The sequence below is a fragment of the Streptomyces sp. NPDC085946 genome (assembly GCF_044540485.1).
Classification (GTDB): Bacteria; Actinomycetota; Actinomycetes; order Streptomycetales; family Streptomycetaceae; genus Streptomyces.
The window spans coordinates 1,243,797-1,253,357 of record NZ_JBITSF010000001.1 but is presented as its reverse complement, the minus strand read 5'-3'; the positions used below and the strand labels follow the sequence as shown (position 1 = coordinate 1,253,357).

The 9,561-nt window shown below is 71.2% G+C and carries 11 protein-coding genes; 4 read left to right on the top strand and 7 right to left on the bottom strand.

The window, feature by feature from the left end:
* Nucleotides 1-573 precede the first annotated feature (573 nt).
* A complete protein-coding gene (locus ACIF8T_RS05590) occupies nt 574-1,236 on the bottom strand; it encodes a DNA-3-methyladenine glycosylase (protein WP_400031416.1) in 663 nt (220 codons plus the stop codon).
* Between the two features lie 149 nt (nt 1,237-1,385).
* Here ACIF8T_RS05590 and ACIF8T_RS05585 point away from each other — a divergent pair, with 149 nt between their 5' ends.
* The 3 genes from ACIF8T_RS05585 to ACIF8T_RS05575 all read left to right on the top strand — a co-directional run bounded on the left by ACIF8T_RS05585 (nt 1,386) and on the right by ACIF8T_RS05575 (nt 3,465).
* Complete coding sequence (locus tag ACIF8T_RS05585; RefSeq protein ID WP_400031414.1) at nt 1,386-2,168, top strand: sporulation protein; 783 nt, start codon at nt 1,386-1,388, stop codon at nt 2,166-2,168.
* A gap of 39 nt (nt 2,169-2,207) precedes the next feature.
* On the top strand, nt 2,208-2,747 hold the full coding sequence (locus ACIF8T_RS05580) for a YbhB/YbcL family Raf kinase inhibitor-like protein (RefSeq protein ID WP_400031412.1): 540 nt from the start codon (nt 2,208-2,210) through the stop codon (nt 2,745-2,747).
* Between the two features lie 211 nt (nt 2,748-2,958).
* Complete coding sequence (locus ACIF8T_RS05575) at nt 2,959-3,465, top strand: HNH endonuclease (RefSeq protein ID WP_400031410.1); 507 nt, start codon at nt 2,959-2,961, stop codon at nt 3,463-3,465.
* Nucleotides 3,466-3,572: 107 nt separating this feature from the next.
* Here the strand turns inward: ACIF8T_RS05575 and ACIF8T_RS05570 are convergent, their stop codons facing one another.
* From ACIF8T_RS05570 to ACIF8T_RS05560, 3 genes are all read right to left on the bottom strand, one after another.
* Nucleotides 3,573-4,520, bottom strand: a complete 948-nt coding sequence (locus tag ACIF8T_RS05570) for an SPFH domain-containing protein (protein ID WP_400031408.1) — start codon at nt 4,518-4,520, stop codon at nt 3,573-3,575.
* 146 nt (nt 4,521-4,666) lie between these two features.
* Nucleotides 4,667-5,092, bottom strand: coding sequence for an NfeD family protein (locus ACIF8T_RS05565; RefSeq protein ID WP_400031516.1), 426 nt, complete (start codon nt 5,090-5,092; stop codon nt 4,667-4,669).
* A gap of 102 nt (nt 5,093-5,194) precedes the next feature.
* Nucleotides 5,195-5,992 (bottom strand): ABC transporter ATP-binding protein, encoded by a 798-nt coding sequence (locus ACIF8T_RS05560; protein ID WP_400031406.1) that lies wholly within the window; start codon nt 5,990-5,992, stop codon nt 5,195-5,197.
* Nucleotides 5,993-6,143: 151 nt separating this feature from the next.
* On the opposite strand from ACIF8T_RS05560, the gene ACIF8T_RS05555 reads away from it, so the two are divergent.
* A complete protein-coding gene (locus ACIF8T_RS05555) occupies nt 6,144-6,938 on the top strand; it encodes a hypothetical protein (RefSeq protein ID WP_400031404.1) in 795 nt (264 codons plus the stop codon).
* A 376-nt stretch (nt 6,939-7,314) separates the two neighbouring features.
* Here ACIF8T_RS05555 and ACIF8T_RS05550 read toward each other — a convergent pair whose 3' ends face one another.
* The 3 genes from ACIF8T_RS05550 to ACIF8T_RS05540 form a co-directional block, all read right to left on the bottom strand.
* Nucleotides 7,315-7,560 carry a chaplin gene (locus ACIF8T_RS05550; protein ID WP_400031402.1) on the bottom strand — a complete coding sequence of 82 codons (246 nt, stop codon included), beginning with the start codon at nt 7,558-7,560 and terminating at the stop codon, nt 7,315-7,317.
* A gap of 179 nt (nt 7,561-7,739) precedes the next feature.
* Entirely contained in the window at nt 7,740-8,381 is a 642-nt protein-coding gene (locus ACIF8T_RS05545) for a response regulator (protein WP_400031400.1), read from the bottom strand.
* Nucleotides 8,374-9,519 carry a GAF domain-containing sensor histidine kinase gene (locus ACIF8T_RS05540; RefSeq protein WP_400031398.1) on the bottom strand — a complete coding sequence of 382 codons (1,146 nt, stop codon included), beginning with the start codon at nt 9,517-9,519 and terminating at the stop codon, nt 8,374-8,376. The genes ACIF8T_RS05545 and ACIF8T_RS05540 overlap by 8 nt, the downstream gene beginning before the upstream one ends.
* Nucleotides 9,520-9,561 lie beyond the last annotated feature (42 nt).

Below are 9,561 nucleotides of genomic sequence, written 5' to 3'. Positions count from 1 at the left end.
CCCGTGATCGGGTGACACATCACGAGAGCGGAACATCGGGAGGAATAGTCCCGACGTTCACAGCGTCCTCGCTGTGTTTTTTCAAAGGAACCTCGACCGTCGGATGTCCGATGGACGGGGTATCAACATATCTGGCGTTGACTTTTGGCACGCTGTTGAGTTCTCAAGGAACGGACGCTTCCTTCGTACTCACCCTCGCGGGCTTTCCTCCGGGCGCTTCCCTTCGGTCTTGCGTTTCCGACTCTATCAGATCTTTCCGATCCGATTTCCTCGGTGCTTTCCAGGTTCCCGCTTCCGCGTTTCCCTTTCCGGCGGTTCCGACTCTATCAGATCCTTTCGGACCCGATTCCCAGTCGGCGGGTTTCGTCTAGGGCTTGGGCTTTCGCCGGCGCCTTTCGACATTCACTACGCTAACCGATTCCCCCGGCCGATTCATAATCGGGCTTCGCGGATTCGCATTCAGGCGTGCGGACACGTCTGAGGCGACCCCGCTGGAGGGGGCTGTCGTAGGTAGTGGGTTGGCCGCTCCGGCTGCTGACGATCGCAGTACCCGGTTCAGCGGCTCGGAATACATTACGCACCTGCGGGGGGCGCGTCAACCCGGCGGCGCTTCGGGACGTGGGCTCGGTAGGGGCTCACCGTCGGGTCGTCGGCGATCCAGTAGCGCCAGGGGTGGACGGCTCCCTCGCCGGACACTCCGGTGCGGGGGCCCTTCCGTACCTGGTGGGCGGGGACGGGGGTGCCGGTGAGGATGCGCAGTGGGGTGTCGCCGGAGGCGCAGGCGTCCGTGCCGTTCAGGGCACGGTCGACGTCCAGGGCCGTGGCCAGGCGGGCGGGGCCTTTGGCCAGTTCCTTGTCGTTGCGGGCCGAGAGTCGTCGGGTACGGGCCAGCTCGGCGCCCTCGATGATCTCGCCGGCGCGCAGCAGTACGGCGCTCGCCCTGCCGTCGGGGCCGCACACCAGGTTCATGCAGAACCACATGCCGTAGGTGAAGTAGACGTACACGTGTCCGGGCGGGCCGAACATCACGTCGTTGCGCGGGGTGCGGCCGCGGTAGGCGTGGGAGCCGGGGTCGTTCTGGCCGTCGTACGCCTCGACCTCCGTGATGCGGAGGGCGATCGGACCGTCCGGGGTGGTGCGTACGAGGATGCGGCCGAGGAGGTCCGGGGCCACTTCCAGGACGGGCCGGTCGAAGAAGTTCCTGGGCAGGGGCGTACGGTCGGGGGTCGCGATCATGCCGTACGAGGGTACTGGAGTCCGGTGGCGTGGCGGGGTGGCCGCAGAACGCCCGGCTTGCCAGGGTGAGGGTACGGAACCGGTCGCGGCCGGGTCGCGTTTAAAGGGATCAAGGGTTCGGACGTTCGGGTTCGGAGTTAGGGAGAGTCATGGCGTTCAAGAAGCTGCTGGCGAGCCTGGGTGCCGGTGGGGCCTCGGTCGAGACCGTGCTGAACGAGATCAACGTCGTTCCGGGCGGGGTCGTGCAGGGCGAGGTGCGGATCCAGGGCGGGTCGGTGAACCAGCAGATCGAGGGGCTCTCGGTCGGGCTGCAGGCCAAGGTCGAGGTCGAGGGGGGCGACCAGGAGTACAAGCAGGACATCGAGTTCACGAAGGTGCGGCTCGGCGGTGCCTTCGAGCTGGAGGCGAACGCGGTGCACGCGGTGCCGTTCGGGCTGGAGATCCCCTGGGAGACGCCGATCACCATGATCGACGGGCAGCAGCTGCGGGGCATGGACATCGGTGTGACGACGGAGCTGGAGATCGCCCGGGCCGTGGACTCCGGCGACCTGGACCTGATCAACGTGCACCCGCTGCCGGCGCAGAAGGCGATCCTCGACGCCTTCCTCCAGCTGGGCTTCCGGTTCAAGAACGCGGACATGGAGCGCGGCCACATCCGCGGCACGCGCCAGAAGCTGCCGTTCTACCAGGAGATCGAGTTCTTCCCGCCGCAGCAGTACCGGGGGCTGCACCAGGTCGAGCTGAGCTTCGTGGCCGACGAGCACACGATGGACGTGGTGCTGGAGATGGACAAGAAGCCGGGGCTGTTCGCCGAGGGCAGCGACACCTTCCGGTCCTTCCAGGTGGGGCTGAACGACTACCAGGGGACCGACTGGGCGGCGTACCTCAACCAGTGGCTGGCCGAGGTCGGCAGCAGGCGGAACTGGTTCTAGGCTCGGGACCGACGCAACGAACGATCAGGAGGTACCGAGGTGACCGAGCTCAAGCGGCGGCCGCTCCCCCACGACTTCCACCCGCCCGTGCCGTCGTTCACGGTGACGAGCAAGGACATCGAGGAGGGCGCGACGCTCCACGGCGCTCAGGTCCACGCGGAGGGCAACACCTCGCCGCATCTGCGGTGGGACGGCTTCCCGGAGGAGACCAAGAGCTTCGCCGTGACCTGCTACGACCCGGACGCCCCGACGGGCAGCGGGTTCTGGCACTGGGTGGTGTTCGACATCCCGGCCTCGGTGACCGAGCTGCCGGCGGGTGCGGGCAGCGGCTCCTTCGAGGGGCTGCCGGAGGGCGCGGTCCAGGTGCGCAACGACTACGGCACCAAGGACTTCGGCGGTGCCGCGCCGCCGCCCGGGGACGGGCCGCACCGGTACGTGTTCACGGTGTACGCCGTGGACCAGGAGAAGCTGGGTCCGGACGCGGACGCGACGCCCGCGGTCGTGGGCTTCAACCTGCGGTTCCACACGATCGCGCGGGCGCAGTTGATCGGTGAGTACGAGGTGCCCGCGGAGGGCTGAGCCCGCTCCGCGCGCCGGTCGGGAGTTCATTCGACGTTTGCCCGCCCCTGGTCTTGGAAGTGATCAGGGGCGGGCATTTTTTTGTTGCCGGGGGCGCGGGGGTCACCTCCTGTGGGAGCAGCAGATATTGCGTTGTCCATCTCGGCGTGCCCGGCCAGAGTTATCCCAGCCCGCCGAGGGGTGGGCCAGGGCACACGGGAGGTGGGCTGGTATGCGGGACACGCTGGTGCTGAACGCGAGCTTCGAGCCGCTGTCGACGGTGACGCTGAACCGAGCCGTCGTTCTGGTGCTGCAGGACAAGGCCGTCGTCGAGCAGGCCCACCCCGAACTGCGGATGCGGGGAGCCGCGGTCGACATACCGGCGCCCCGCGTGATCAGGCTCTGCCAGTACGTACGGGTGCCGTTCCGAAGACAAGCCCCGTGGTCGAGGCGGGGTGTGCTGGTGCGGGACCGGCACCGGTGCGCGTACTGCGGCAGGCGGGCGACGACCGTGGACCACGTGGTGCCGCGGTCCAGGGGCGGGCAGGACACCTGGCTGAACACCGTCGCCGCGTGCGCGGAGGACAACCACCGCAAGGCGAACCGGACTCCGGCGGAGGCCGGGATGACGCTGCTGCGGGAGCCGTTCGAGCCGACGCCGGCGGATGCGATGCTGCTGGCGCTGGGGCGTGAGGACTTCGACGCGCTGCCCGAGTGGCTGGCCGGCGAGGCCGCGTAGCGCCTGCCGGGTCCGGTCGGTCCGCGGCCGCGGGTCGTCCGTGGCCGGTCACGCAGTTCCCCGCGCCCTTCGGGGGTGCGCGGGGAACTGTTCGTTTCCGGGATCCGTCAGTCGATCGAGGGCTTCTCGCGGCGTTCCGTGGCGCCGTTGCCGCCCGCTCCGTTGCCCGAACCGCCGCCCATGGGGCCGAAGTTGCCCATGGCGCCGGACAGGCCCTTGAGGGCGTCGCCGATCTCGCTGGGGACGATCCAGAGCTTGTTGGCGTCGCCCTCGGCGATCTTCGGCAGCATCTGGAGGTACTGGTAGCTCAGCAGCTTCTGGTCGGGGTCGCCGGCGTGGATGGCCTCGAAGACCGTGCGGACGGCCTGGGCCTCGCCCTCGGCGCGCAGGGCGGCGGCCTTGGCCTCGCCCTCGGCGCGCAGGATCTGGGACTGCTTCTCGCCCTCGGCGCGCAGGATCTCGGACTGCCGGACGCCTTCGGCCTGGAGGATCGCGGCGCGCTTGTCGCGGTCGGCGCGCATCTGCTTCTCCATCGAGTCCTGGATGGAGGTGGGCGGCTCGATCGCCTTGAGTTCGACGCGGTTGACGCGGATGCCCCACTTGCCGGTGGCCTCGTCGAGGACGCCGCGCAGGGCCGCGTTGATCTCCTCGCGGGAGGTCAGGGTCCGCTCCAGGTCCATGCCGCCGATGATGTTGCGCAGCGTGGTGACGGTGAGCTGCTCGATGGCCTGGATGTAGCTGGCGACCTCGTAGGTCGCGGCCCGCGCGTCGGTCACCTGGTAGTAGATGACGGTGTCGATGTTGACGACCAGGTTGTCCTGGGTGATCACCGGCTGCGGCGGGAACGGGACGACCTGTTCGCGCAGGTCGATGCGGTTGCGGATGGTGTCGATGAACGGGACGACGATGTTGAGGCCCGCGTTCAGCGTCCGCGTGTAGCGGCCGAAGCGCTCGACGATGGCCGCGCTGGCCTGTGGGATGACTTGGATCGTCTTGATCAGGGCGATGAAGACCAACACCACCAGGATGATCAGAACGATGATGACCGGTTCCATCGTCGGCTCCCCGTACCCTTCTCCGCCTCGGCTCCTCGGCAGATCTCGTGTCTGTGGAAGATCTCGCTGTTGAAGATCTTGCTCGTCGAGTCTGGCAGAACGCCGCGTACCTCGTGGGCCGTTCCGCGCAGTTGTGCCGTGCGAGGTCACATGACGATGGCCGTGGCTCCCTCGATGTCGACGACGTCCACCTGCTGGCCCACCTCGTAGGCCTGGCCGGTGTCGAGGGCGCGGGCCGACCAGACCTCTCCGGCGAGTTTGATGCGGCCGCCGGAGGCGTCGACGCGTTCCAGGACGACGGCCTGCCTGCCCTTCAACGCCTCGACCCCGCTGACGAGTTGGGGTCTCTGGGCGCGGTGCCGGTTGGCGACGGGACGGACGACGGCGATGAGTGCGGTCGAGACGACGACGAAGGTCAGGACCTGCACCACGGCGTCGCCGCCGAAGAAGCCGGAGGCCACCGCGGCCGCGACGGCGCCCACCGCCAGCATGCCCAGTTCGGGCATCGCGGTGATCACGAGCCCGATGCCGAGCGCTGCCGCGCCGATCAACCACCACACCCACGCGTCCATGTCCACAGGGTCATGGTAGGACCGCGGACCCCGTCGCGGACAGGGCGCCGATCAGGCGGAAAGGGCGTTGCCCCGTGGGGTGTTGGGGTGCGGCCGGCCGGGTCAGGACAGCGGGAGGCCCTGCGCGGTCCAGCGGTCGCCCACCTGCTCGACGACGAGGGGCAGGCCGAAGCAGAGGGAGAGGTTGCGGGAGGTGAGTTCGAGCTCGAGCGGGCCGGCGGCGAGGACCTTGCCCTGGCGGATCATCAGGACGTGGGTGAAGCCCGGGGGGATCTCCTCGACGTGGTGGGTGACCATGATCATCGAGGGGGCGATGGGGTCGCGGGCCAGGCGGCCGAGGCGGCGTACGAGGTCCTCGCGGCCGCCGAGGTCGAGGCCGGCGGCCGGCTCGTCGAGGAGGAGCAGCTCGGGGTCGGTCATCAGGGCGCGGGCGATGAGGGTGCGCTTGCGCTCGCCCTCGGAGAGGGTGCCGAACTTGCGCTCCAGGAACTCGCTCATGCCGAGCCGGTCGAGGAAGGCGCGGGCGCGCAGCTCGTCGATCTCCTCGTAGTCCTCGTGCCAGGTGGCCGTCATGCCGTACGCGGCGGTCAGGACGGTCTGCAGGACGGTCTGGCGCTTGGGGAGCTTGTCGGCCATGGCGATGCCGGCCATGCCGATGCGGGGGCGCAGCTCGAAGACGTCGCTGCCGGGCCTGCCGAGGGTCTCGCCGAGGATGGACGCGGTGCCGCTGCTGGGGAAGAGGTAGGTGGACGCGACGTTCAGGAGGGTGGTCTTGCCGGCGCCGTTGGGGCCGAGGATGACCCAGCGCTCGCCTTCCTTGACCGACCAGGAGACCTGGTCCACCAGCGCTCGGCCCTCACGGATGACGGATACGTCCTGAAGTTCCAGAACATCGCTCATGAGCGCGTTGTCTCCCCTTGCAGTGTGGCCGGTCTCGGCTGTCGCGTACGCCTGTGGCTCGGTCCGCCGCGCCGGTGGGCGCAGCCCTCAAGGAAATCTACGCCACCGGTCGGCCCGTCCATTCCATCGGTCCGGTCCTTAGGGTGGGGGCATGTTCTCGGAACCGCGCTCGGGCCGTGTGGCCGCTTGGGGAAATGCCCTTCTCGCCGGACTTGTCCCGCCCGACGACGCCGTCGTCGCGATCGTCGGCGAGGACGCCGTGCACCGGGTGGCGGGGCTGCCCGGGGAGTCCGGGCCCGTCGGGCTGACGCTGGCGCTGGGGCGGCTGCGGGCGCTCGGGGTGTCCGGGCTGCGGGTCGCGCTGCCGGTGCCCGGGCATCCGCTGGGGCTGAGCGGGCCGCCGGAGTTCAACGCGCGGGCGCTGGAGGCGGAGGAGGCCGTGGTGTGCCACGGTGCCGCGTTCGGGCTGGTGCCGGAGGTGCGCGAGGCCGGGCCGGCAGGCGATGTGCACGTCGAGGTGGTGTGGCACTGCCTGCCCGTGCGGGAGGCGCCGCCCGCCGACGTGCCGTCGCTGGGCGAGGCCGAGCGGGAGCTGGCGGAGGCGCTGCGGGAGGCGACCGAGGTGCTGACGCGGCTGGACGTGGCCGGGTCGGGGCCGGTGGCGGAGGCGGCGGTCGACGCGTACCGGGCCCGGGCGGAGAGGGGCCGGGAGGTGCTGGCGCCGGGGTACCCGCCGCGGGCGGTGCGGGTGCTGGAGCTGGCGCAGCGGGTGGGGGCGCTGATCTCGCTGGCGCTGGACCAGGGGCGCGGGCACGGGGGTGCGGTGAGCGCGTCGGAGATGGCGGCGCGCGGGGAGGCGCTGCGGCCGGTGGAGCGGACGGCGCGGCGGGCGCAGGTCGCGGCGTACAACTCCGTTGTGGAGGAGCGGGAGCGGGGGGCGCGCTGAGCGTTCTCCGAGCTGTGTCGGGGGTTCCGCGGGGTGCGTCGGGTGCTTCCCGAGGTGCGCTGAGCGTTTCCTGAGGTGCACCGAGCGTTTTCCAGGTGCGCTGGGCGCCGGCGGCGAGGTGCGCTGGGCGCCGGCGGCGAGGGGTGGGGGCGCGGCCCGGTGCTGCCGCCCGCGGGGTGCGGGGCCGGTCGCCGGTACCGGTCGCCGGTGCCGCCGCCGCGGTACGGACGCGCACGGCCTGCGTGCGCATGGCCCGCGTACGCGCGGCTTGGGTGCGCACGGCCTGCGTGGCGGACGTGCCCGGAACGCCCGACCGGCCTCCCGGGCGTGTCCGGGAGGCCGGTGGTCACCTCCGGCTCGGAGACGGAGGTGGGCGTCAGTGGTTGACGGCCTGGTTGCCGAAGGCCGGGTTCAGCACGCCGATGACGTTCACGCTGTTGCCGGAGACGTTGACCGGGACGTCCACGGGGACCTGGACCAGGTTGCCCGACGCGACGCCCGGGGAGCCCACGGCCTGGCCGTCGGCGTGCGCGCCGCTGGTGGCGGAGGCCATGCCCGCACCGGCGGCCAGCAGGCCACCGGCCACCATCGTCACAGCCGCTGCCTTCTTCAGGTTCTTCACTTCTGAGCCCTCCTTGCGATGGCCGCGGCAGGCGCCGCAGCACGCACTGGAGAACGGCGGGGACCGGCGGGGGATACGCCGAGTGGGGGACATTCCCACGACGGTATGAATCTCGGCCCGGAGCGCAACCTTCCGTATTGCCGTCTTATCACTCCGGCCGCACGGACACGGGCCGGAGGTCAGCCGGCCACGCCGTGACGGACGGCCCACAGGGCGGCCTGGGTGCGGTCGGCGAGGTCGAGTTTCATCAGGATGTTGGAGACGTGCGTCTTGACGGTCTTCTCGGAGAGGACCAGCGCGCGGGCGATCTCCCGGTTGGAGCGGCCGTCCGCTATGAGACCGAGCACCTCCCGCTCCCGCTCCGTGAGCGTCCCGGCCCGGCCCTGGCCGGTACCGGTCCCCTCCTCCGACAGCAGCGCGCCGGCGACCTCGGCCTGGAGGAGGACGTGGCCGGCGTGGACGGAGCGGATCGCGCCGGCCAGCGCGTCGGGGTCGACGTCCTTGTAGACGTAGCCGGCGGCGCCCGCGCGCAGGGCCGGGACGACCGTGCGCTGCTCGGTGAAGCTGGTGACGACGAGCACGCGCGCGGGGTGGTCGAGCTCGCGGAGCCGGCGCAGCGCCTCGACGCCGTCCATGCCCGGCATCTTGACGTCCATGAGGATGACGTCGGGCCTGAGCTCCTCGGCGCGGGCCACGCCCTCGGCGCCGTCGGCGGCCTCGCCGACGACCTCTATGTCGTCCTGGACCTCCAGGAAGGTGCGCAGGCCCCGGCGTACCACCTGGTGGTCGTCGACGAGCAGCACCTTGATTGCGTCAGCCACCGGGGACCTCCATCTCGATCGTGGTGCCCTTGCCGGGCGCCGATTCCACCGTCAGGCTGCCGCCGGCCCCGCTCGCCCGGTCCCGCATGGAGACCAGGCCCAGGTGGCGTCCCGCGCGGCGGACCGCCTGCGGGTCGAAGCCGCTGCCGTCGTCCGTGACCCGCAGGACGGCTCCGGAGCCGCGGCGGTCCAGGGTCACGTCGACGTGTTCGGCGCCGGAGTGCCGCAGCGCGTTGTGCAGGGCCTCCTGGGCGACGCGCAGCACCGCCTCCTCCTGGGCGGCGGGCAGGGCGCGCACCCCGCGGCCGGCGAAGGTCACGCGCGCGCTGTGGGCGCGGTCGAGGACCTGGACCTGGGTGCGCAGGGTGGCGACCAGGCCGTCCTCGTCGAGGGCCGCGGGGCGCAGTTCGACGACGGCGGCGCGCAGTTCGTCGGCGGCCTCGGCGGCCAGGGCGGCCACCTGCTGGAGTTCGCCCTTGGCGCGGGAGGGGTCGCGGTCCACCAGGCGGGCGGCTGCCTGGGCCGTCAGGCGCAGGGAGAACAGCTTCTGGCTGACGGCGTCGTGCAGCTCGTGGGCGAGGCGGGAGCGCTCCTCGGCGATGGTCAGCTCGCGGCTGCGCTCGTAGAGCCGGGCGTTGGTGAGGGCGATGGCCGCGTGCTGGGCGAGGATGCCGAGCAGCTCCTCGTCCTCCTCGGTGAAGCCGCAACCGCCTTCCGGTTTCGGGCAGTTCTTGTTGGCGAGGAACAGCGCTCCGATGACCTCGTCGCCGTCGCGGATCGGCAGGCCCAGGAAGTCGGCCAGGTCGGGGTGGGCGGCGGGCCAGCCCTCGAAGCGGGGGTCCTTGCGCACGTCGGCGAGGCGCTCGGGCCGGGCCTGGTGCAGCATCGCGGCGAGGATGCCGTGCTGGCGGGGCAGGGGGCCGATGGCCTTCCACTGCTCGTCGCTGACGCCGTCGACGACGAACTGGGCGAAGCCGCCGTGGTCGTCCGGGACGCCGAGCGCGGCGTACTGCGCGTCGAGCAGCTCGCGGGCGGAGGCGACGATCGTCTTGAGGACGTCGCGCACCTCCAGGTGCCTGCTCATGGCCAGCAGCGCGGAGCTCACCGCGGCGAGGCCGGACCGGGGACCGTGACTCATGACCTCACCGTACCGGCGGGCCGTGACAGCGGGGATCGGGCC

Bases quoted from the DNA above. Each gene is read 5' to 3' on its own strand.
- ACIF8T_RS05590 (WP_400031416.1), bottom strand. From the start codon at position 1,236: ATGATCGCGACCCCCGACCGTACGCCCCTGCCCAGGAACTTCTTCGAC.
- ACIF8T_RS05585 (WP_400031414.1), top strand. From the start codon at position 1,386: ATGGCGTTCAAGAAGCTGCTGGCGAGCCTGGGTGCCGGTGGGGCCTCG.
- ACIF8T_RS05575 (WP_400031410.1), top strand. From the start codon at position 2,959: ATGCGGGACACGCTGGTGCTGAACGCGAGCTTCGAGCCGCTGTCGACG.
- ACIF8T_RS05570 (WP_400031408.1), bottom strand. From the start codon at position 4,520: ATGGAACCGGTCATCATCGTTCTGATCATCCTGGTGGTGTTGGTCTTC.
- ACIF8T_RS05565 (WP_400031516.1), bottom strand. From the start codon at position 5,092: ATGGACGCGTGGGTGTGGTGGTTGATCGGCGCGGCAGCGCTCGGCATC.
- ACIF8T_RS05560 (WP_400031406.1), bottom strand. From the start codon at position 5,992: ATGAGCGATGTTCTGGAACTTCAGGACGTATCCGTCATCCGTGAGGGC.
- ACIF8T_RS05555 (WP_400031404.1), top strand. From the start codon at position 6,144: ATGTTCTCGGAACCGCGCTCGGGCCGTGTGGCCGCTTGGGGAAATGCC.
- ACIF8T_RS05540 (WP_400031398.1), bottom strand. From the start codon at position 9,519: ATGAGTCACGGTCCCCGGTCCGGCCTCGCCGCGGTGAGCTCCGCGCTG.